This is a genomic window from Halobacillus litoralis (genome assembly GCF_020524025.1).
Classification (GTDB): Bacteria; Bacillota; Bacilli; order Bacillales; family Halobacillaceae; genus Halobacillus; species Halobacillus litoralis_D.
On record NZ_JAIVKN010000004.1, the window covers coordinates 302,857 to 324,908 of the forward strand.

28 protein-coding genes are annotated in these 22,052 nt (G+C 41.6%); 15 read left to right on the forward strand and 13 right to left on the reverse strand.

The genetic code is table 11. The features are described 5' to 3' along the window. Nucleotides 1-12 precede the first annotated feature (12 nt). Together LC036_RS15615 and LC036_RS15620 are read right to left on the reverse strand one after the other, a co-directional pair. Nucleotides 13-849, reverse strand: coding sequence for an STAS domain-containing protein (locus tag LC036_RS15615; protein ID WP_226584842.1), 837 nt, complete (start codon nt 847-849; stop codon nt 13-15). 176 nt (nt 850-1,025) lie between these two features. Next, nucleotides 1,026-1,529: a CotY/CotZ family spore coat protein gene (locus LC036_RS15620; protein ID WP_226584844.1), complete on the reverse strand. Its 504-nt coding sequence runs from the start codon at nt 1,527-1,529 to the stop codon at nt 1,026-1,028. Nucleotides 1,530-2,292: 763 nt separating this feature from the next. Here LC036_RS15620 and LC036_RS15625 point away from each other — a divergent pair. From LC036_RS15625 to LC036_RS15675, 11 genes are all read left to right on the forward strand, one after another. Next, nucleotides 2,293-3,072, forward strand: coding sequence for an SDR family oxidoreductase (locus LC036_RS15625; protein WP_226584846.1), 780 nt, complete (start codon nt 2,293-2,295; stop codon nt 3,070-3,072). A 60-nt stretch (nt 3,073-3,132) separates the two neighbouring features. Continuing rightward, entirely contained in the window at nt 3,133-4,005 is an 873-nt protein-coding gene (locus LC036_RS15630) for a 3-hydroxyacyl-CoA dehydrogenase family protein (RefSeq protein ID WP_226584848.1), read from the forward strand. A 13-nt stretch (nt 4,006-4,018) separates the two neighbouring features. After that, complete coding sequence (locus LC036_RS15635; protein ID WP_226584850.1) at nt 4,019-4,417, forward strand: acyl-CoA thioesterase; 399 nt, start codon at nt 4,019-4,021, stop codon at nt 4,415-4,417. Nucleotides 4,418-4,426: 9 nt separating this feature from the next. Continuing rightward, nucleotides 4,427-5,488 carry a phosphotransferase family protein gene (locus LC036_RS15640; RefSeq protein WP_226584852.1) on the forward strand — a complete coding sequence of 354 codons (1,062 nt, stop codon included), beginning with the start codon at nt 4,427-4,429 and terminating at the stop codon, nt 5,486-5,488. Continuing rightward, a complete protein-coding gene (locus tag LC036_RS15645; RefSeq protein ID WP_226584854.1) occupies nt 5,485-6,228 on the forward strand; it encodes a 2-phosphosulfolactate phosphatase in 744 nt (247 codons plus the stop codon). Before LC036_RS15640 ends, LC036_RS15645 begins: the two co-directional genes overlap by 4 nt. Then, nucleotides 6,215-7,987, forward strand: coding sequence for an acyl-CoA dehydrogenase family protein (locus LC036_RS15650; RefSeq protein WP_226584862.1), 1,773 nt, complete (start codon nt 6,215-6,217; stop codon nt 7,985-7,987). The genes LC036_RS15645 and LC036_RS15650 overlap by 14 nt, the downstream gene beginning before the upstream one ends. Before the next feature lie 15 nt (nt 7,988-8,002). After that, nucleotides 8,003-8,788 (forward strand): enoyl-CoA hydratase/isomerase family protein, encoded by a 786-nt coding sequence (locus LC036_RS15655; RefSeq protein WP_226584864.1) that lies wholly within the window; start codon nt 8,003-8,005, stop codon nt 8,786-8,788. An 11-nt stretch (nt 8,789-8,799) separates the two neighbouring features. Next, on the forward strand, nt 8,800-9,774 hold the full coding sequence (locus tag LC036_RS15660) for a quinone oxidoreductase family protein (RefSeq protein ID WP_226584866.1): 975 nt from the start codon (nt 8,800-8,802) through the stop codon (nt 9,772-9,774). A 175-nt stretch (nt 9,775-9,949) separates the two neighbouring features. Next, nucleotides 9,950-10,507 (forward strand): GNAT family N-acetyltransferase, encoded by a 558-nt coding sequence (locus tag LC036_RS15665; protein WP_226584868.1) that lies wholly within the window; start codon nt 9,950-9,952, stop codon nt 10,505-10,507. Next, nucleotides 10,504-10,809: a hypothetical protein gene (locus tag LC036_RS15670; RefSeq protein ID WP_226584870.1), complete on the forward strand. Its 306-nt coding sequence runs from the start codon at nt 10,504-10,506 to the stop codon at nt 10,807-10,809. The genes LC036_RS15665 and LC036_RS15670 overlap by 4 nt, the downstream gene beginning before the upstream one ends. A gap of 105 nt (nt 10,810-10,914) precedes the next feature. Further along, a complete protein-coding gene (locus LC036_RS15675; RefSeq protein ID WP_226584872.1) occupies nt 10,915-11,322 on the forward strand; it encodes a hypothetical protein in 408 nt (135 codons plus the stop codon). A 40-nt stretch (nt 11,323-11,362) separates the two neighbouring features. On the opposite strand, the gene LC036_RS15680 is transcribed toward LC036_RS15675, so the two are convergent. The 5 genes from LC036_RS15680 to pxpB form a co-directional block, all read right to left on the reverse strand. Further along, nucleotides 11,363-12,025: an O-methyltransferase gene (locus tag LC036_RS15680; protein WP_226584874.1), complete on the reverse strand. Its 663-nt coding sequence runs from the start codon at nt 12,023-12,025 to the stop codon at nt 11,363-11,365. A gap of 255 nt (nt 12,026-12,280) precedes the next feature. Further along, nucleotides 12,281-13,468 (reverse strand): NRAMP family divalent metal transporter, encoded by a 1,188-nt coding sequence (locus tag LC036_RS15685; protein WP_226584876.1) that lies wholly within the window; start codon nt 13,466-13,468, stop codon nt 12,281-12,283. Nucleotides 13,469-13,481: 13 nt separating this feature from the next. Then, complete coding sequence (locus LC036_RS15690; protein ID WP_226584878.1) at nt 13,482-14,264, reverse strand: LamB/YcsF family protein; 783 nt, start codon at nt 14,262-14,264, stop codon at nt 13,482-13,484. Nucleotides 14,265-14,276: 12 nt separating this feature from the next. Next, nucleotides 14,277-15,278 carry a biotin-dependent carboxyltransferase family protein gene (locus tag LC036_RS15695; RefSeq protein ID WP_226584880.1) on the reverse strand — a complete coding sequence of 334 codons (1,002 nt, stop codon included), beginning with the start codon at nt 15,276-15,278 and terminating at the stop codon, nt 14,277-14,279. Further along, entirely contained in the window at nt 15,275-15,997 is a 723-nt protein-coding gene (pxpB, locus tag LC036_RS15700) for a 5-oxoprolinase subunit PxpB (RefSeq protein WP_226584882.1), read from the reverse strand. Before pxpB ends, LC036_RS15695 begins: the two co-directional genes overlap by 4 nt. 203 nt (nt 15,998-16,200) lie before the next feature. Between pxpB and LC036_RS15705 the strand changes: the two genes are divergently transcribed. The 3 genes from LC036_RS15705 to LC036_RS15715 all read left to right on the forward strand — a co-directional run bounded on the left by LC036_RS15705 (nt 16,201) and on the right by LC036_RS15715 (nt 17,239). After that, the gene (locus tag LC036_RS15705) at nt 16,201-16,656 is read left to right on the forward strand and encodes a DUF2188 domain-containing protein (RefSeq protein ID WP_226584885.1); all 456 of its coding nucleotides are present in this window, start codon (nt 16,201-16,203) and stop codon (nt 16,654-16,656) included. 74 nt (nt 16,657-16,730) lie between these two features. Continuing rightward, entirely contained in the window at nt 16,731-16,943 is a 213-nt protein-coding gene (locus tag LC036_RS15710) for a DUF2188 domain-containing protein (protein WP_226584887.1), read from the forward strand. A gap of 101 nt (nt 16,944-17,044) precedes the next feature. After that, complete coding sequence (locus LC036_RS15715; protein WP_226584889.1) at nt 17,045-17,239, forward strand: YwbE family protein; 195 nt, start codon at nt 17,045-17,047, stop codon at nt 17,237-17,239. A 41-nt stretch (nt 17,240-17,280) separates the two neighbouring features. Here the strand turns inward: LC036_RS15715 and LC036_RS15720 are convergent, their stop codons facing one another. The 3 genes from LC036_RS15720 to LC036_RS15730 form a co-directional block, all read right to left on the reverse strand. After that, complete coding sequence (locus LC036_RS15720; RefSeq protein ID WP_226584891.1) at nt 17,281-17,682, reverse strand: hypothetical protein; 402 nt, start codon at nt 17,680-17,682, stop codon at nt 17,281-17,283. 658 nt (nt 17,683-18,340) lie between these two features. Further along, nucleotides 18,341-18,532 carry a hypothetical protein gene (locus LC036_RS15725; protein WP_226584893.1) on the reverse strand — a complete coding sequence of 64 codons (192 nt, stop codon included), beginning with the start codon at nt 18,530-18,532 and terminating at the stop codon, nt 18,341-18,343. A 117-nt stretch (nt 18,533-18,649) separates the two neighbouring features. Beyond that, nucleotides 18,650-19,282 carry a hypothetical protein gene (locus LC036_RS15730; RefSeq protein WP_226584895.1) on the reverse strand — a complete coding sequence of 211 codons (633 nt, stop codon included), beginning with the start codon at nt 19,280-19,282 and terminating at the stop codon, nt 18,650-18,652. A gap of 470 nt (nt 19,283-19,752) precedes the next feature. Here LC036_RS15730 and LC036_RS15735 point away from each other — a divergent pair, with 470 nt between their 5' ends. Continuing rightward, nucleotides 19,753-20,331, forward strand: coding sequence for a M15 family metallopeptidase (locus tag LC036_RS15735; RefSeq protein WP_319004488.1), 579 nt, complete (start codon nt 19,753-19,755; stop codon nt 20,329-20,331). A gap of 44 nt (nt 20,332-20,375) precedes the next feature. Here LC036_RS15735 and LC036_RS15740 read toward each other — a convergent pair whose 3' ends face one another. The 3 genes from LC036_RS15740 to LC036_RS15750 are packed head-to-tail and all read right to left on the reverse strand — an operon-like array spanning nt 20,376 to nt 22,010. Next, a complete protein-coding gene (locus tag LC036_RS15740; protein ID WP_226584904.1) occupies nt 20,376-21,296 on the reverse strand; it encodes a ketopantoate reductase family protein in 921 nt (306 codons plus the stop codon). 23 nt (nt 21,297-21,319) lie between these two features. Further along, complete coding sequence (locus LC036_RS15745; protein ID WP_226584907.1) at nt 21,320-21,685, reverse strand: DUF1428 family protein; 366 nt, start codon at nt 21,683-21,685, stop codon at nt 21,320-21,322. A gap of 19 nt (nt 21,686-21,704) precedes the next feature. Continuing rightward, nucleotides 21,705-22,010, reverse strand: a complete 306-nt coding sequence (locus tag LC036_RS15750; protein ID WP_226584908.1) for a hypothetical protein — start codon at nt 22,008-22,010, stop codon at nt 21,705-21,707. Nucleotides 22,011-22,052: the final 42 nt, after the last annotated feature.

The following is a 22,052-nucleotide window of genomic DNA, read 5'->3' on the forward strand; positions in this document are numbered from 1 at the left end:
TATTCCAGGTTTTTAAAAGGTTTGTCCAGACATGGCTTGTGAGAGAGTTGCTGTTGTACTAACGTGACTAAAATCCACACCCAGGGATACAGCGGTGTGAGCAATTTCAGGTCTTATGCCGACAACAGTGGCCGAAACTCCAATTAATCGCAAACTGTCTATCAATTGGAAGATTTGCTGGGCGACCATGGTATCTACTAAATAGACACCGGACAAATCTATGTAAATAGAGTCGACATCCTGTTCTGTACATTTCTTTAGTGTGTTTTCCAAAATAGAAGTTGCGCGTTCAGTATCAATGTTTCCAACCAGAGGAAGTAAAGCCTGGTCATTCGATAGTTGAATGAGCGGCGAACTTAATTCGTTAATGGTAGATCGCTGTTCTTCAATTTGTTTATTGATTTGACTGCTTTTTTCTTTCCCCACTTTATACATGATTTGATCAAAAGCCTCTATTAACAGACGGGTCCATTTTTCTTCTCTTTCCCGTGATATATCGATGTCTTCTTTATCGATAAACTCTTTTAGGTAATCCAAATATTGACCACGGACACGCATGAACTCCCGCATAATTTCATGGGTGGGGGTTTCTAAATGGTGCGGATCACTGCTGATTTCCATTATCCAATCATTCATATGTGAAATAAAATCTTCATTATCGAGGATGAAGATTTGTGATAGGTGCTCATGAAAAGCATAGTTTTGAGACTTCAAATTAATAATTGTGTCTAGATCCTTTGAGGCATAAACTCCGGAAACGGTGTTTTGGTTTAGAGAGTTGTACCATTCTTCAGTGAGGACGGAAGCTTTTTCTAATAAGAATTTTTGAAATGCCCTGTTCGCTTTCATTTTGCAAGCTCCTCTCTATATATGAGCCTCTTTTAAAAAAGGGAGAGATTCATTAGTTCTCTCTATTATAAAGGGTAAATCAATTCATTACCATCTTAAAAGGAGAGAACAAGAAAAGAAACCAAACTGCAGTACACACTTTGGTTCCTGGTAACACAGACTTTGAACAGCATTTTTTACAAATCAGCTTCTGTAAGCCTTGTGGGAGTGGTTGTACCAAGACAACTAATCCCGCAAAAACAGTCAAGGTCTACAGTGATACAGATTCCCGTAGACTTAAAGCCTGTAGCTCCATCAATAAAGTGACAGACGTTGCCTTTATTTTTGTGAGAATCACACGGTGCTTGTCTTTCTGCTTTTAATAGTTCCAGTTTGACGCAGTGGCTGCTTCCATCGACAAACTTTTTCGCTTTAAACACGGGTGATTCTATGCAGTGGATGGTTCCGTTTACGTGTTTGACGCCGCTGGCTACGAATGGTTTACAATCTTTGCAGTACAAAACAAAAGGAATAGTCGTATCCCCGTTCCCATTTTGTGCAGGTGATAAAAGCTCACGAATGGAACGTTCACAGCTTACATTACAACCATGATTGCGGGCCGCGACTTCATTTTGTGCTTTAACAATTGCCTTTACGACATCTCGTACACATCTGCCGTCTCTTGAATGACATGAACACATTTTAATCTCTCCTTTCCACGTTATTCCTTATATCTTATGGAAATCTCTTAAATATGCTTGTATAAACGTCTAATATATTTCTTTACTTTAAAGTTTTTTAGATAAGTAGATAGAAGTATGGGGCATTGGCCAAGGCAATAGGTTAGAAACAGCGTAGAATATAGGACCCGGAGTTTCAAAATCTTCAATGGGCATGGCTGACCACGCCATAAATATTTTCCTGCGGCTGGATGTCAGCGTACACTGGCATCCATTTTTATTTAAGATGTTTATTCACGTTCATCATCAGGACAGAAACCGCAGAATTGAGTTTTGAGTAACCCTGTTCCTCAGAACATAATCGACTCCAGGATGTAAAAGTACAATTTAATCAAAACAGCATGGATTTGGTCACCTGAATTTGATTAAAAATGAATGTCTGTTCATTATGCAGTTGAATTTTCAGAATAATACATATACAATAATTAACATACCTACCGTTTAGTATGTAACCGTGTAAATGATAGAAATGATATTCTTACTTTTCATATGCTGGGAAACAAAGTGAGTGAAAGGACTGGTCGTAAACATAAAACTACTGATTTTTGTAAGCGTGTACATAGGTGGTTTATCCTCTCAATCTCTAATCTATTAAAAAGACCGTGAACATCCTGATGGAGTGGTGATGCTTTTGTGTGTGCAGATAAGTGCGTACATGTCAGGTGATCATGTTGAGATCATTCGAAAAAGGAAGTTAAAACTATTAAATAAGGGGGGGGAGAATGTGCATGTAAATGATTTATTTGATTTGTCGGGGAAGACCGCTTTAGTTACAGGAGGAGGAAGAGGATTAGGAGAACAAATGGCAGAAGGGTTGGCTGAAGCAGGAGCAAATGTTGTCGTCTGCTCAAGAAAGAAGGAAGCTTGTGAACGAGTGGCTCTCCGCTTAGAAAAGGATCTAGGTGTTCAAACTCTGGCATCAGCCTGTGATGTGACAAAAATCGATGAAGTTGAGGAAGTCGTTCAAGAAAACCTTCGTCGTTTAGGAACCATTGATATTCTTGTGAATAACAGCGGAGCAACCTGGGGGGCACCGACACTCAAGATGCCGCTGGAAGCGTTCCAAAAAGTGATGAATGTTAATGTAACCGGTACTTTTTTAATGTCGCAGAAGGTTGGAGAAGTCATGGTTAATCAACATTCAGGAAAAATAATTAATATCGCTTCTATTGCCGGTTTAGGAGGGGCGGATTCTCGTCTTATGGAAACAATCGGTTACAATGCGAGCAAAGGAGCTGTTATCACATTGACAAAGGATCTAGCTGTCAAATGGGGGAGCAGCAACATTCATGTAAATGCCCTGGCCCCTGGGTTCTTTCCTACAAAGATGTCCAACGGCGTATTAGAACAGGGTGGAGACTTTATATTGGACCGAACGCCCTTAGGCCGCTTCGGTTCAGAAAAAGATTTAAAGGGAGCCGCTGTTTTTCTAGCTTCTAAAGCATCTGACTTTGTTACAGGAGAGGTTCTTGTTGTTGATGGGGGTATGCACGCATCCTGTTAAAGGAAAAAACGTGAAGAGCTTTATATGAGAAGTTGGCGAGAAGAATAAAGGAGGGTTTTTATGGGAGTGAAAAAACTAGCAGTGATAGGCGCGGGTAGTATGGGGCATCAGATAGCCATGTTAGGTTCTTTAGCCGGCTACGAAACGACCATACAGGATATTAGTCCTGATTCGCTTCAAATTGCAAAATCTAAACTTTCTAAAATCATGGATAAATGGGTGGTAAAGGATAAGATTACAAGCGATGTGCGTGACCTTGCTTTTGAACGACTTCATTTCACCACGGACTTAAAAGAAGCAGCCGGGGATGCGGATCTGATTATTGAAGCTGTGGTTGAGAAATTGAGTGTGAAGCGGGAAGTATTTGCGGATCTGGATAAGTTTGCACCCTCTCATACTGTCCTGGCCACTAATTCCTCTACAATTGTCAGCTCCTTAATTGCCGATGTGACATCCAGACCTGAGAAGGTATGCAATATGCACTTCTTCTTCCCGCCTTTAATTATGGATTGTGTTGAAGTAGTAAAAGGGGAGCATACATCTGAGGCAACCGCTTCTTTGGCCATGGAAGTATGCGGGGAAATGAATAGAACAGCGGTGCTGCTAGAAAAAGAGATTTCCGGCTTTATTGCAAACCGCATCCTCTTCGCTATCCAAAAGGAGGCCATGAGTTTGTATGAAGGGGGATATGCGGACTATAAGGATATAGACGTTATTGTTAAGAAGGCACTTAACCATCCTATTGGTCCTTTTGAGTTGATGGATCTATCAGGTATTGATGTCGGTTATTATGTTATGCAGCAGCAATTCGAAGAAACAGGGGATCCAAAGGACCGCCCATCAAAAACGTTAACGGAAAAAATGGAAGCTGGCGAATTAGGTCGTAAAACAGGCAGAGGTTTTTATACGTATGATACGCCGGTGAAAAACTAAGGGGGACTACCTGATGCATGAGATTGAAGTGAATGTTCGTTTTTGTGAGACAGATTTGTTAGGCCATGTGAATAATAGTAATTTCTTCATTTATATGGAAGATGCGCGCATTCGTTTCTTCCAGGATTTAAATCTTGTAGAGAAAGATTGGAATTTTATTATGGCTTCAGCCAAATGTGATTTCATTAAGCAGGTCTATTACAATCAAACCTTAAAAATCAGAAACAACGTCTCAAAAATCGGAAATTCCAGCTTTCATTTAGAGCAGCGAATGTTTGAAGAGCAAACTGGTGAGCTTGTAGCAAAAGGGGAGTCTGTAATTGTTCAATTTGATTTTGAGGAGCAGAAAAGTAAACCGCTCACACCCGAAATGAAGGAAAACTTGCAGTCCTATCAATTGGTTGTTAAATAGGGGGTTGTCATGACTTATACGAAAGATACTCAATCTGTCCGCAAAGGGGAAGAACTTAATGAAAGGGATATCCTTTCATTCTTAAAGGAAAACCTTGACGTCCCAACGGGCGAACTCGTCATCAGGCAGTTTGGTGCAGGGCATTCAAATTTGACTTATGAACTTAACGTCGGAGGTAAGTGGAAGGCTGTGCTGCGTAGACCACCAATGGGACCTGTCGCCCCAAAAGCACACGATATGGAGCGGGAATATAAAGTGTTAAGCGCATTGCATCCATTTTATTCACTGGCTCCCAAACCATTAATCTATGACTCGGGAGACGTCCTTGGGGTTCCTTTTTTTGTAATGGAAAGAAGAGAAGGGATCGTTTATGACCAGCAATTTCCCGAAGGAGTCGAACCTTCAGCTGAGCTGGGGAGAGAGATTTCTGAAACCATGGTTAATCGCCTTGTAGATCTTCATAGTATCGACTATAAGCAGACTTCTCTGGTGAATATGGTTAAACCAGAAGGATTCATGGAACGCCAGGTGCATGGTTGGATAAAACGATATGACAGAGCACGAACGGATGATGTTGTTTCAGGAGAACGACTGAAGAAATGGCTTTCCAGTCACATTCCATCATCTAACCATGCTTCTATTATTCATTATGATTACAAGTTGAATAATGCTATGTTCAGCAGAGAACACCCTTCTAAGATGGTGGGGCTGTTTGATTGGGAGATGACAACGGTAGGAGACCCTCTTGCAGACCTAGGAGCAGCCATGAGCTATTGGATTGAAGCGGACGATCCATCCTTGCTTCAGCATGGTCTTGGAAAAGAACCGCTCACCATAAATGAGGGATTCTATACAAGGGAGCAATTTATTCAGGCTTATGCAGAGAGAAGTGGGCGTGATATACAGGATATCCATGTGTATTTAACTTTTGCATACTTTAAGCTGGCTGGGATTATTCAGCAGATTTATTACCGTTATAAACAAGGACAGACAGAGGATCCACGATTCTCACAAATGAATAAGTTCGTAAATAACTTAATCCAGCATGCAGAAGAGACGGCCGGTCTATGACGAAGGGAAAGATTCAAGTCATATTTAAAAAAGAGGATATTAAGCCGGATCTATTAGAAGGAAAAGTCGCCGTTGTCTTTGATATCCTTTTTGCTACATCTACCATTACTGCAGCGATTGCACATGGGGCTGTATCTGTAATTCCTGTTTTCAGTGCTGAACAGGCCAGGGAGAAGGCCGCTCAATTTACACAGCCATACTTAATGGCAGGAGAAGACCGCGGGAGGACAATTGAAGGGTTCCATCCTCCTCTTCATACACACATAAGCCCTCTTATCCAAGGTAAACACTTAATTTTAACGACGACGAACGGCACAGTAGCACTTACGCAGGCCAATAAATCAGCAAATCTTTATGCCTCTTCCTTATTGAATAATCCTGCGATGGCTAAACACCTGTATCAAAAACATAAGCACGAGACTATAGTGCTTATATGTTCTGGATCAAGTGGTAGTTATACAATGGAAGATTTCTATGGGGCAGGCAGTCTTATTAGTTTCATGCAGGAGCTTGGGGACTGGGAGCTCTCTGATGCTGCTGCCACAGCCTTTCATTTTTACGAAAGCAGCAGGAGTTCGAAGCAGCTGCTTACCAATTGCCGTATCGGTCAGCTGTTGATGAACTACGGCGTTGACCAAAGAGAAATTGAATTTGCCGCTCAGGAAGGGGTGTTTGATACAGTACTGGTTTACGATCCCGAGGAAGGACAAATCAAGGAGGGACATTATGCATCCAGTTGAATATAGAATTCGCGGGGGAGAGTTTCTGACAAAAGATGTGTCTTTCGATTCTATCTTTACTCCAGAAGATCAAACGGATGAACATAAGATGATTGCTGCCACAGCTCGACAATTTATTACCCGGGAAATCCAACCGCATCGCAGTCAGATTGAAGAGGGCGACTTTAATTTTGTGAAAGATAAAATGAAACGGGCAGGAAACCTGGGGTTATTAGGTCACAGCATTCCTGAAAAGTACGGGGGGCTTGGTCTGGACAAAATAAGTAAAGGGATTGTAGGAGAATCACTTGGTCATGCAGGCGGGTACAGTGTGGCACATTCCAATCACACTTGTATAGCTACTCTTCCCATCACTTATTTTGGTACAGAAGATCAAAAGATGAAGTATCTGCCTAAGCTTGCATCAGGAGAGTACATTGGGGCTTACTGCCTGACAGAACCTGAGGCAGGATCGGATGCTTTATCTGCACGTACGACGGCTGTTTTGAATGAATCAGAGACGCATTATGTGCTAAATGGAACAAAAATTTACATTACCAATGCTGCTTTCTCAGATACATTTATTGTCTATGCAAAAGTGGATGGGGAACATTTCACAGCCTTTATTGTGGAGAAGGACTTTCCGGGGCTTTCAATTGGACCAGAAGAAAATAAAATGGGGATTAAAGGAAGCTCTACTTGTTCTGTCGTTATGGAGGACTGTGAAGTTCCTGTAGAAAATTTGCTGGGGGAAGTAGGGAAAGGTCACATCATTGCACTCAATGTTCTAAATCTTGGGCGTTTTAATCTGGGGTTTGCAACGAATGGTGCTGCTAAATACAGCCTTCAATTAGCTGTTGATCATATCTCCCAGCGAAAACAGTTTGGAAAAAGGATAGCTGATTTCCGGGCCAGTAAGGAAAAGATCGCTTCTATGACCGCCCGTATATATGCAGCTGAGTCCCTGCTCTACCGTACAGCAGGACATATCGAGTCAGTACTTGGAGATCACTACGAAACAGCAGACAAATCTGCCGTCGCCATGGCGATGAATGAACACAGGATGGAGGCAGCTATATGTAAAGTTGTCGGTTCTGAAACGTTGGATTATGTGGTGGATGAATCTTTACAACTTCACGGGGGAGCAGGATTTATAAAAGAGTATCCTATCGAACAAGCCTATAGGGATTCAAGGATTAATCGAATCTTTGAAGGAACGAATGAAATCAACCGTCTTTTAATTCCAAGTGCTTTTCTTCAAAAGGCTTCTAAGGGAGAACTGGATGTTGAAGAGCTTATGAACAAGGCCAAATCCTCCTTGAAAGAAGGAAGTTATAAAAAAGGAGAGTCTTTCCTGGATAAATGTGATGAGGCTGTCGCCGTTTATAAGCTTCTGTTTTCAATCACAGCCGGTGCAGCCTATCAAAGGTACGGGAAACAGGTTCAACATGAGCAGGAAACGCTAATGAATCTTGCCAATATTGCAATGGAAGTCTACCGGACCGAGTCCGCCGTCCTGCGAACAAAAAAAGCTTCGGTGTCTGAGGATTCGAACACCGACTTGAAATTGAATTTGACAGCAGCTGTTATCGAACAGTCTACCTATGAAGTACATAAAGCTGCTTCTAATTTGTTCTCTTCTTTATTGTCAGGCAAAGAAAGGAAGAAGGCGCTTAGTAACGTGGCCGTCTTTTTAAATGAGTACCTTTTTGAGGATGCATTAGAACGTAACCGTACAATTGCAGATGTCATAGTTGAATCCGGACAATATACATTTTAAAAGGAGTGGAAGTTTATGAAACTTGGAAATGATCATTTGAGTGTAGATATTAAGGGGCCTGTCATGTCCTGTGTATTAAATAGACCAGACAGCCTGAATGCCTTCTCTAAACAAATGATAGGCGGATTACAGGATGCTCTGAAAGAGGCAGAAAAAAATCAGGACGTAAAAGTCGTTGTTTTATCAGGGGCAGGCCGTGCTTTTTCAGCAGGTGGAGATGTGAAAAGTATGGGTCGGTCAACAACTCAAGACCTTTATGATCACGTTGGAGAGCTGAATCGATTAATCTTGAGCATTAAGGACTTACCAAAGCCTGTTATAGCGGTGGTTCATGGGTATGCTGCTGGTGCCGGGTTTAATTTGGCTTTAGCCTGCGACCAAATACTGGCTGCGGAAGAAAGTAAGTTCGTTCTCAGCTTTGCTCAAGTTGGTCTTGTATCTGACGGTGGCGGCCATTATTTCTTATCAAGACTATTAGGTCCTTACCGGACAAAAGAGCTGCTCTTTACAGGTGAACCAATCCCAGTAGAAACAGCTTCAGATTGGGGATTGGTAAATCGGGTCATTCCAATAGCTGAACTTGAAGAAAAAGCGATGGAGTATGCGCTTCGAATTGCTCGAGGTCCTGGGAGAGCGATTGGTATGATGAAGAAAATCGTAGATCAGTCAGATCAATCAGATTTGGCAGCTATTCTTGAGCAGGAGCGTGTAACCCAGACAATGATGGTCGACACAGAAGATCATAAAGAAGGAGTTCAAGCTTTCAAGGAAAAAAGAAAGCCCGATTTTGTTGGGAAATAAGGAGGTAAACGATGAAAGCTATTCAGTTTAAAGAGTATGGGGATCCATCTGTTCTGGAAAATGTAGATGTGGATGTCCCTGAATTAGATAAGGGTGAAGTCCTTTTAAAAGTAACAGCTATTGGTGTGAATTATGCGGATACAGCAAGGCGTGAGGGCGCATATGTAGTGCCTACCCCTCTTCCATTCATCCCTGGAGCAGAGGTAGTGGGGGTTGTTGAAGAAGTTGGAGAGGGGACTTCGAAGTTCTCAAAAGGCGACCGTGTAGTAACATTGATTGGTTCAGGAGGATACGCGGAATATGTGAAGACGACGGAGCATACGCTAATTTCTCTACCAGAGAATGTAGAAGATGAGACGGCCGTTGCTTTACCTCTTCAAGGCCTCACAGCTTACCACTTATTAACGACGATGGGGAGACTTGAAGAAGGAGAGTCCGTACTTGTTCATGCAGCAGCTGGTGGTGTAGGTTCTCTTGCGGTTCAGCTGGCTAAAAGCTTTGGTGCCGGGAATGTTATAGCAACGGCAAGTACGGAGGAGAAGCTCGCTTTAGCTAGTGATCTGGGAGCCGACCATACCATAAATTATACAAATGAAAACTGGCGTCAAGAAGTCCTTGAAGCAACCGGTGGTAAAGGCGTAGATATTGCCCTGGAAATGGCGGGTGGAGACATTTTTCATGAAACTATAAAATGTATGCGCCCCTTTGGACGCCTTGTTGTGTATGGTGTAGCCAGCGGGGAGCCGGCACAAATGTACCCGTCCGGATTGATGAACCGCAACCTATCCGTTATGGGATTTTTCCTGCCGCAGATTATGAAAAAGCGGGAACTGTTTGAAAAAAGTTTGAACCATTTAATGGAACTCGTACAGTCAGGGGAGTTAAAGCTAACGGTTGGCGGGGTCTATGATTTAAAAGATGCTTCATACGTACATGAGATTATGCAGGGGAGAAAAACGAAGGGGAAACTCGTTTTAAAACCATAATGCCTTGATGATAAGGTGGGACTGAATATATTCGGTCTCACCTTTTTTTATGCTTAATTATAAAGGCCCTCTCTTTTTACAAGCATCTACTTTAACGAAGTTGTTTTATTGGCAGGAATGCGCTCGAATAGTGACGAATATTACTTGTTATCCATAAATAAAAGGAGGAGCAATCATGTTTACCCATATAGTAGATGATGAATTATCACTCAAATTAATAGGTTATGAAGACGCAGAAGAACTTTTCGCCTTATCTGACAGATCCAGAGATCACTTAAGAGCATGGTTGCCGTGGATAGACTTCACACATACTCCTGAGGATACCAAGAACTATGTTCAAGGATGTCTCAAGAGGTATGCAGAGAATGACGGCCTGACTGTCTGTATCCTATATAAAGGAAACATTGCTGGTGTCATTGATTTTCATGAGATTGATCACAAAAATAAAAAAACGAGCATTGGGTATTGGATGGGAGCAGAATTTAAAGGGCGGGGAATGCTTACACGTGCATCTCAAATCTTATTTGACTATGCATTTAAGGAAATGGGTATCAACCGTATTGAGATAAGAGCAGCTGAAAAAAACCTGAAGAGCCGTGCCGTTCCTGAGAGGCTTGGGTTTGTACAGGAGGGAATCATTCGGCATGCAGCTCTGCTATACGATGAGTACACCGACCATGTGGTTTATGGGATGCTGAAAGAAGATTGGGAAAAGCGAAAGGAAACTTCATGATAAGCCATTCCGTCGATTGTATAAACGTCAAAAGCCCTGAAAAAAATGAAAGTGAAGATGCCTATATCGTTAACAAATCAGCTTTAGTATATGGCGTACTTGATGGTGCCACTCCGCTTGTTCCATTTGAAGATGAGAACGGTCACAACGGTGCTTACCTTTCCGCTCATCTGTTTAAAGATCATATGGAAAGGCTTATGCCAATAGATTCCCTTATAGATGCTGTTGAAGAAGCCAATTTTCAAATCTATGAAAAGATGAAGGAATACAGGGTTGATGTAACCAAAGCAGAAGAGCGGTAGTCAACATGTGCAGCCATCGTAAAAATAGAGGAAGGTCATTTTCATTATGTTCAGCTTGGTGATACAATGGTCGTGGCACTTTATAAGAATGGAGATTGCAAGATTTTGACTGATGATAAGGTGAAGGGAATCAGTTCACGAGCGAAATTGAAGCGGGAACGAGAACGTGAAAAAGGTTTTGATGTGCCGGATGAAGAGGTTTTCGAGGACCGCTTAGCAAACCTTAGATACAACCGCACAATGGCAAATATCCCGGGCGGATACACGGTGGCCAATGGTATGCCGGATGTCATGGAGGGGGTGGACAGCGGTACAACCTCATTAGAAGGGATTGCCCAAATTTGGTTAATTACTGATGGTCTTTTTCACCCGGATTTATCTATAGAAGACACTTGTAGACGATTGAATGAATTCGGCATGAAAAGTTATATTGAAGATTTAACTTATGATCTTCAGGCACGAGAGATGCCGATTGATGATTGTACAGTCATTTGTGTGGATTTCATAGAATAAAGGCTTCTCCCTGAGGGGAGAAGCCTTTTTTAGTGAATGTCTATTTAACAATAGATAATACAATTCCATCATATCCTTTGCTGCCGACGGTTTGTAAGGCGGTACTTTCCAGTCGGGGATGTTGGTGTAAAAGATCGAACATATCCCGAATTCCCTGGATGTCTGGGTCATTCCCCTCAACGTCCAGTACCCTCCCTTCTCTTACTACGTTATCTACGACAATGGTTGTACCGGATGTGGATAATTTCAATATTTCTTCCAGGTACCGAGCATTGTTATTTTTATCGGCATCAATAAAGATAAAGTCAAAGGGTGACTCTTCTCTTAGGGTAGGAAGTGTCTTAAGGGCGGGGCCTGTCCTTAGAGATATTTTGTCTATCACACCAGCTTCGCTCATATTTTTGGATGCGACCTCAGCGTGTTTGGGATTGAACTCCAGAGTAGTGAGGTGTCCGCCTTCTGGAAGAGCCTTAGCCATCCATATGCTGCTGTATCCTCCCAATGTGCCGATTTCCAATACATTTTTTGCAGCTTTTATTTTCACTAAAAGATGTAGTAATTTTCCTTGTGCAGCTGATACATCAATGCCTGGCAATCCAGCCTCTTCATTGGATTTTAAAATTTTCTGCATAGCTGAATCTTCAGGGATCAAACGGTCGACGAAGTATTGATCAACTTCTCTCCAGGTATTTTTTTCGCTCATTGCCGTTCCTCCTTCTATCATCTTCTATAAATAAGTGTACGTTTCCTGTATGGGAAAAACTAGTAAAGTGTTTGGGGAAGTATGTATAGGGATGTATTTATTTTGTAGTATAGTAAACCCGGTTTTCTTTTTAATAATTCTCTATATGTATAGATCAGCTCCTGATTCTATAAAAAATCGAGCATAAGACCTTAGTGGTTTTATGCTCGATTTGAATGGCTTACATCTATCATTCATTTAATAAATGAATGTTGATTAGAAGAGCTGGGGGATACCTTGGATAAGGGACATGCCTCCCATATAGGACATGGCTGCAACAATCAGTATTCCGAAAATTGTTAACCATAGAGGATGTTTATAATCGCCTACAATCTTCTTGTTGTAAGCGGCAAGGAGCATGACACCCAAGGCAATCGGCAGGATCAATCCGTTTAAAGATCCAACAAGGATAAGGACTTTTACTGGCTTTCCGACAGATACAAAGACGGTTGTCGATATAACGATAAAAGCGACGATAAACCATTTGTGGTATTTTTCGATTGTTTTATTAAATGTTCGTATGAAAGAGACGGAGGTGTAGGCAGCCCCAACCACTGAAGTAACAGCAGCTGACCACATAATAACCCCGAATATTTTATATCCTACATTACCAGCCGCGGCTTGAAAAACAGATGCCGGCGGATTCTCTGGATTTAATGTAAAGCCTGAGGCTACTACGCCAAGTGAAGCTAAGAATAGGAAGATCCGCATAATGGATGCTATTCCTATCGCCGATACGGAACTTTTAGTCACTTGGCCCAGTGATTCCTGACCTTTAATTCCTGCATCGAGAAGACGATGTCCTCCGGCAAAGGTGATGTACCCGCCTACGGTGCCCCCGACAAGTGTAATAATGGCAAGGAAGTCGATCGTATCCGGTACGAATGTTTTCGTAACAGCCTCACCTACAGGCGGCTCTGCAGAAAACATAACAAAAATAGTAAGAGCAATCATAACGAACCCTGCTATTTGAGCGAAACGATCCATCACTTTTCCTGCTTCACGAACCAGGAAAACGGCAACGGCTACGATCCCACTGAACAGGGCCCCCATTTCAGGAGAAATACCGAAAAGAACATTTGTACCTAAACCGGCGCCTGCAATATTACCAATATTAAAGGCCAGACCACCGGCAACAATTAAAATGGAAAGGAAGAAGCCTAAACCCGGTAAAAGGCTGTTCGCGATATCCTGGGCCGGTTTTTCTGAAACAGCAATAATACGCCAAATATTTAATTGAGCGCCAATATCAATAATGATTGATATTAAAATGACAAATCCGAAACTAGCGGCTAATTGTTGTGTGAAATGTGTAGTTTGTGTAAGAAATCCCGGACCAATGGCAGATGTCGCCATGAGAAAAGCGGCCCCCAGTAAAAGACTTCTATTCGATTGTTGCTTCATCGTGTTGCTCCTCTCAGATGTTTTTGTGTCCTATAAACTCTCCAATACTGCGTAATTCAATATTCGAAGATTTGAGAGCATGAGTAATATACTTAGCAAAGTCGACGGCTCTCTCTCCATCTCCATGGATACAGATCGTTTGAGCATTAATATCAATATCTACGTTCTGGACGGCTGTTACTTTTTTCTCTTTAACCATCCGAATGACCTGATGGACGGCCTGTTCATGATCCGTAATTAACGCATTGGGTTCTCTCCTGGATGTGAGTGAACCATCCTCTTGATATGTACGGTCAGAAAATACTTCACTAGCCGTCTTTAGCCCATGTTGTTGACCAGCCTCAATTAGCTGGCTTCCAGCCAAACCGAAAAGGACCAGAGAAGGATCGAGATCATAGACTGCTTTGGCAATTGCATTAGCTAAAGGACGCTGTTTGGCAGCCATATTAAATAAAGCTCCGTGCGGTTTAACATGCTGTAAAGTCCCGCCTTCTGCTTCCACGAAACCTTTTAAGGCACCGATTTGGTAGATCACCATATCGTAAGCTTCTTCGGAAGAAATCTCCATAGGGCGGCGGCCAAAACCCGAAAGATCAGGGAGCCCGGGGTGGGCGCCGATGCGTACACCATTCTCTATGGCCAGACGAACGGTTTTTTTCATAATCGATGGATCACCCGCGTGAAATCCACAGGCGATATTAGCGGAAGTTACATATTTCATAATCTCTTCATCGCGTCCAATTTTATAAGACCCAAAGCTTTCTCCCATATCACAATTCAAGTCTACAATATACATCGTGAGCCCTCCTCATCGAAATTTACTTGCAATACCTAGTTGAAGTTGTTTGATCTCATTTTCCCGCTGCAAGTATAACCGCTGAGCTTCATTATGAGAGATTTGAGTGAAAGAAAGACTTTCGCCCGGCCGCAGTTGAGCCAGTCTAGGCAAATCTACAGAAGCCACCTGAGCAATTTTTGGATATCCGCCGGTTGTTTGACGGTCTGCTAATAAAACGATTGGATTTCCTTCTGATGGAACTTGAATCGTTCCAAATGTAACGGCTTCAGACAGAAGACTCTGTTCTTCTTTAAATGATAATGGACAACCCGTCAGGCGGTAGCCCATTCGATCTGACTTAGAGTCGATCTGAAAAGAATGTTGGAAGAAGTTTTTCTGGCTTTTTTCATCAAACCAGTCAAACTCCCGCCCTGCCATTACACGTATGGAGGATTTCTTGTCTTCGTAATTACTGAACTCTGGAGGGACAAACCAACCAGCTTCTTGGAAAGTTATATTCTTATCCTTGGGCTTGATCTTTTCCAGAAGGAGTTTAGAATCCTTTGTTTTGGAGCGTACAGATAAACAATCACCTTTTTGCAGAGCACGCCCTTTAAATCCTCCAATTCCAGCTCGCATGTAAGTGGATGCACTATTCATAACTTCTGGTACATCAAAACCTCCAGCCACAGCTAAATAAGAGCGGAATCCTTCTTTTGGTTTCCCAAAACGCAGCTCGCTGCCTTTTCTTATGTATACAGGTTTCCAAGTGCTCACACGTTCCCCGTCAATCATGGGGGAGAGATTCCCTCCGCAGATGGCCAGGCAGGTATCTTCCTGAAATTCTAGTACAGGTCCCATTAATGTAATTTCCATCGTAGGTGAATTTGGATGATTCCCTACAAGAAGGTTTGCGATACGGTGTGATTCGCTGTCCATGGCTCCACTCGCAATGACCCCGTGTTTTTGATATCCATAGCGTCCTAAGTCTTGAATAGAAGTTAAAAGTCCGGATTTTAAAACGTGAATCATTTGTCAGCCTCCTTCAAGCGACCATACTCTTCTTCTGTAATGCGGGTAAAACGAATATGATCCCCGGATTGAAGTAGGGAGGGGGTTTCTTTCGATGGATCAAATAATGTCAGAGGTGTGCGCCCTATTAACTGCCATCCTCCCGGCGTTTCAATAGGATAAACACCTGTTTGTCCACCTGCTATTCCTACAGAACCAGCAGGTATGGAAAGTCTGGGTTCTGATCTTCTTGGTGTGGAAATTTTTTCGTCCATGCCACCAATGTAAGGAAATCCAGGGGCGAATCCAATCATATAGACTAAATAGTCACCACTCATATGAGTCTCAATGACCTCTTCTTCAGTCAAACCGTTTTGTTCAGCTACATTCGTAAGATCAGGACCATAAGTATGACCGTAGCAAACAGGAATATCGATCGTTCGAGGCTGGTGATTCACCGATTCTGTTGTTTTAGATAATAAGGTTTGGATTTTCTCACATACCCAATCATACGGAAGTTGATCTCTATTGAGGGGGGATTGGTGTTTTGTGATATAAATGGGATCATACAGCACTGTTACAGATGTGAATGCTGGAATGTACTCAATGATCCAATCGGGCTGTTGTTCATCTAATAGTGCAGAAATTGTTCTAACTTGCTGGTTTGTTTCTTCGCTGATAGTGGTACCGAGTTCAATAAGAACGGATTGATCTCCCAGCGGATGAAAGTTCAATTCCAATAAAAACCCTCCCTTTCTATATATGAGCGCTGCTTCAAATGAGAGGGGAACGCTGTGTAGTCTGCAGAGCGTAAATCCCCTTCATATATCGTAGCCTATTTGGTGTTTTCTTTCAATTTACCAATAAATATGAAGAAAGTGTAAGGGTTTACCGTTTCGTCTCTTCTGGGAATGGAATACAAGAATATAGAGGAGGAATCAGGATGCCTTGGGATACTAATGATTATCCAAGTTCATTGAAGAATTTAGAAACAGCTGTTAGAAAAAAAGCCATTGATATTGCCAATGCGATGCTTGATGAGGGATACGGGGAAGGCAGGGCTATTCCAATCGCTATAGAGCAGGCGAGAGAATGGTATGAGAATGCAGATCAGAGAGAGATCCAAGAAGTGAGGAAGATGAGTGACCGGTCCCTGAAGAAAAGAGATGATGAGGGGAAAGAGAAAGACAGTCGTCCGGAGTTAATGGATAAAGGTGAGCATGTCATTACTCACGAGGATGGCTGGGCAGTAAAAGCAGAAGATGCAAAACAAGCTTCAAATGTATTTGATAATAAAGAGGAAGCGATTGATCGAGCGAAAGAAATTGCTCAAAATAAAGGCACTCAAGTTATTGTTCATAAGAAGGATGGGACAATTCAAAAGAGAATTTCTTTGTAAAGAAAATTCGAGGTTTACAAATTTTTCATCCCGGTTATACATTATATATAACAAAAATCAAGGAGGCATTTATTATGGCTGAAGCTAGAAATCAATCAGAACATGTCGTTTCTCATGAAGATGGCTGGGCAGTAAAAGCAGAAGGTGCTGAACAACCGACGAAAATTTATGATAACAAGCAGGACGCCATCGACCGTGCAAAGGAAATTGCCCAAAATAAAGGAACTTCAGCGGTTATCCATACGAAAGAAGGCACTATACAGAATCACTATGATTATTCAAAATAATCTTTTTAAAAGCACTCTTTACAGGAGTGCTTTTCTTATGTCCTGAATTTTAATGATGTGTGCTAAAATACTGTAGAATGCTCATATTGGAGGGACACATAATGAATGGTCAAGTGCGAAGCGACATAAAAGTCGGAGCAGAAGTGGACATCGTATTAAAAAAGGATCAAAGAACTGGACAGTTAACGAGGGGAAAGGTGAAGGACATTTTAACAAAGTCTCCGAATCATCCTCACGGCATTAAAGTTCGTCTTGAAGATGGACAGGTTGGAAGAGTAAAGCAGATACATTCTTAATAGAACAAAAGCCCGCCCTCTATAGAGGGCGGGCTTTTGTTCTATTCAACACTTTCTATCTGTTTAGCATAGTGACGGTAAGGCATCTCAATTGTAAAAAAGGCCCCGTCCTCATCTTCCGTAGCTGCTAAGACGGTATAGTAGGGTCCAAAGATCTCTTCCATAGCGTAATCACCGTTATCAAATGGTTCACGATCAATGGAAAACCCGGATTTCAAAACCGTGTGTCTGTTTTCTTCTGTGAATTGACTGATTTCTGTCAGCTTTACCATTGGGCGGACGAGCGTTGTCCCTCCGGGGTCTTCTATATAGTCATAGTCAATCTGGATATTAACAAGATCTCTTGCATCGCCAAGCATTTCTATGACAAAGTTTTTAAACTCAGAAAGATCCATAAGGAATCGAACATCCTCTGGTTCAATACGGTCTAAGTATCGTGGCATTATACGTCCTCCTTCATAGCTTCTACGGTTTATATTACCATGTACGGCTATATGTAAACCTTTAAGAATTGGAAAAAGCGAGTTGGACAGCTGTCCAACTCGCTTTTATTAGTCTTTCGGAAAATATATCAAGTTACACACCCTTGCTGGAAAACAAGGATATACTTATGGAACTTTTATCCATGTTGTTGCCGCGGTTCATTAATTCTACATGGTAGTTTTTAAGCAACTTAAACGACGCAATCCCTACCTCTATCGCGTCCTTACAGCTCCGAAGCTGATCCAGTGTGATTAAGTTGTATCAAAACGTAGCAGAATGCCAGTCTCATACAAATCACTCATTTCTTTTCCGATTTACCTTCCTTTTAAGAAGGCACCATTAAAATATTATAGTCTATAGATTGATGTATGTCAACTACACGCGTTCTGAAGAAAGACTACCATTGGAAAGTCCTATGAACAGTAGAAAGTCCGCGTATACTCATTCCGAGTATTTTCCTTGATGTTAAATTTCTTGTAAACCTTCTTTTTATGTTTTCCGAATTATGCTTAATCGTAATCATTGAAGCATTTTTGAATGTACATAAGCCATAGCCATTAATGTATATACCCCTGACAGAGAAGGGGATAAACATGTCGGGGTTTATTCTCTTGTTACTTAAGACTTTAGGTCTTCGTCGTAATCATCTTCTGTAATTGAATCTCCTTTCGATTTACGTCCTTGTTCTTCTTCCCGTTCTTCTTTCCTTACTTCTTCATCGGGAACACCGTCTATTAACTTTTCTTTATTTAACTTCTCTTGAAAACTTTGATCATTTTCTACTTTTTGTTTATCTTTTTTCTTAGTCATCTGGTCACCTCCATAGAAGCTGTTTCTTGGTTTTAATTCCTTTTTATTCCATGGGTTAAACGTAACAATAGACAATTGAGCACATAAAAAACATCCGCTGGTTTGTTAAGCGGATGTTCACTTATCTGTAAATTTACTTTTAAGCGATTTAATGAGAGAGGATTTGTTGAGTTGGTCGAATGCTGTACGAAGAATTAAACCATGAATAATTACTCCGAGTATTGTGAATATAACGATGATCATGTGTCCTGCGATCGTTTGCGGTTCAAAGCCGGATTTTCCGAAGAACGTGAGGGAGAGAGCCGCACTCTTTAAGGCATCCTGGTAGGTAGTTAATTCATTTTCTAATAGATTTAAAGGAATAATTAACATAAAAACAAGTGCAAGTATAACTCCGACTACCTTCATCAACCGCTGTTTTTTGAGGAAACGAATGAATGGCAGAGTATAGTACTTCGTAATAGATTTTAGCCGGAGTAAGTGAAGGATCCGGGCGAATCTTGCCATTTGAAAGACAGCATCCAGAGGAATTGCTGCAATAACTATAAAAGGGTGTTTCTTAATAAATTCCCATTTGTCTTCACTTTTCCAAAGACGGTACAGGAAGTCGATAAAAAAGATCGACCAAGTTGTCCAGACAATGACACTATTATAACCGGTTTGCTGCCATATTGTTGCGATTGATAAAGCGGCAAGACCAATCATAATCAATTCATATGCGACCTTTTCGGGTCTTCTTAATAATTTCATATTCACCCTCCCTTAAGGCCTTAGAATAAATGTAAGTATATCGTCTACAGTTATCAATCGTATAGTGTTTGTGGTAGACGGCTTCTGCTGTCAGTCGGTAGTAGATTGTCCTGATTTAATAATAACAAATTTTTGAGATATTCTATGGTACAACAAATATCGAGTTTGGTGTTTATTTAATGAAGTATCCTATTTTGAAAATGATTGTACCTTTTACGTTTAGGCCTTGAATAAGGTTTAAGTTAGAGATAGTGTCAGGTGGAAATTACTCACTTGCTTTTGCTACGTACTGTACCGATAACTTCATAGGATAACAAGTGAAGGGTGTTGAAGCGTAGAAGGAATCTACGATAAACGTTTGCTATGCAAGAAAACTATGAAATAAATATATAGGCATGAGGAGAATCAATTTCCCTTTAAAACTCCATATGGTATTCTCATAATAACTACAATTTGAAAGGGAAATAGCCGTGAGAATTCTATCTAACTTCCTGGCTTTAATCATCTGTATCCTGGTTATCGGTGCTTTGTTTTTCTTTTTGTTTCCGGTGATAGAAAATGAACTACCCTTAAAATATCATAAGGAAGAAACGGCTCCAATGCCGACAAATCTTCATCCAACTGTTGAAGAAAAGAAAGAAAAACTGGTCTCAGCTGTAAAGGATAAGGGGATACGCATGGTCATTACGGAAGGCCATCGAACGGAAGAGCGGCAGGAAGAACTGTACCAGCAAGGGCGGTCTAAGGAAGGTAGAGTGGTCACGCACGCCAGGCCGGGCGAATCCTACCACAATTATGGTTTAGCCATTGATTTCGCTCTCCAAACACCAGGTGGGAATTTAATCTGGGACATGGAATATGATGGGAATGATAATGGGAAAGCGGATTGGATGGAGGTCGTTGATACGGCAAAGGGAATGGGATTTCATTGGGGAGGGGATTGGAAGAATTTCCAAGACTACCCTCATCTGCAAATGGATTTTGGATTGACTATACGTGAATTAAAATATGGGAAACGTCCAAAAGTTACCGATTATGCTGATGATTAGGTAAAAGAAATAAAAGGTGCTCCGAATTTTCGGAGCACCTTTGTTTACTGTTGGAAGGTTTCATAGGGTTTAATCATCGCGTGGACAGTCTCAGTATAGGGCATTGACACTTCCACAGAACTGCCCAACCGTAAAGCGCCTCCGTGAAGGTGTTCCACTTCAAGAGGAAGTCCTTTTCTCCGGTCCTGGTGCATGGATGAGGTCATTTCATGATCAAGACTACGAAGCTGGTTGAATGCTTTATGGACATGATCTTCTGTTATATTGATTTGATGGGCATTTGCTAATTCCTTCATTTCTTCTAAAATACGCTCAGCAATACGGAATGTTTGAGGGAAACTCCGTACAACTCCGATTGGCTGATTAACAGCTGTAGTAATTCCAGAGAAAGAGGTAATGAACATGTATTTCTTCCACATATCTTCTAAAATATTTGGGCTGAGTGTTCCAGTCAAATTCGCCTGATTGCAAGCAAGGGCCAATTCTTCACAAATGGATTGCTGAGAAGGATGGAGAGGTCCGAAGACAAGATCGTGAAATTGACTCGTATGGACAACGTGGCCTATATCATCCAGGGTCGCGATAATATAGGAAAGACCACCAAGGACAGCCTCTTCTCCTAATTCTTTCTGCAGAATACTGATATGTTCCATACCATTAAGGACAGGGTAAACTTTCGCCCCTTTTTGTACGAGAGTTTTCAGCCATTCTAACGTACCTTGCAAATGGTAGCCTTTCACTGCTAAAAAAACTAAGTCCGGCTTTTCGATCTCGTCAGGACTTTGAGCAATAACAGGGTCCTCTAACACGTAGTCGCCCATTTCGCTATGTAGTGAGAGTCCGTGTTTTTGCAGCTGTTCGGCTCTTCCTTCTCGAACCAGGTTGATGACTTCATGACCAGCTTCCTGCCATCGTGCACCAAAGTAGGCTCCCAATGCTCCTGCTCCCAATACGACAATTTTCATGTAATAAGCACCTCCGGGAAAAATTAGATAAATTCAGGTTTATCTGTAGTGAAGCTCGAACTGATGACTTTGTTCATTTCTACAATATCTCTTATATTGCCGTCTAAATATTGGATGATGTCATCACATCCTACAGAAGCCATCACTTCGTAGTATTGTTTTTCATTTTCGAAGACGGACTGCCCAAGTAACAGTTCTTCTCCTTCTTCCACTTCAATTAAATTTAAAAAACCCATGGATCCCTGTCTTCCAGTCAGCTCTTTTGAGAAATAAATGGTATGTTCCAACGCACCATGGGATTTAAGGATTTCTCCCGTTTTCCTGGTCATCTTTAGAAATTTATCTAATTTGTCGGCTTTCACTCTAAAAACACATATGATCGTATACACCGTCTCCCCCCTCGTTTTTTTAAGCTTTTTTATCCATACTTGTGGTTCGTCCAGCATCTATAAGCAGAACGATAGCGGTGATGGTATGCATGATCCATCCCACCAGAGGGATCCATCCAACGACACTTGTGATTAAGCCCAGGATGCTCCCGATATACGAGCGATTTTCTTTAACAGATACTACAAGGGTGATGAGGTGGAAAATAAACATAAACATTAATGCATTCCAGCCACTGCTGAAGATGAAAATTCCTCCAGCGATTGGGATAGCTAGAAAAGCTTCACAGCCACCTGTTACCCATTTTAATAGGGTGGATATCTTCATTTTTTTTACTCCTTATTCCTAATGTCTTTTGTTTCTTTTCAC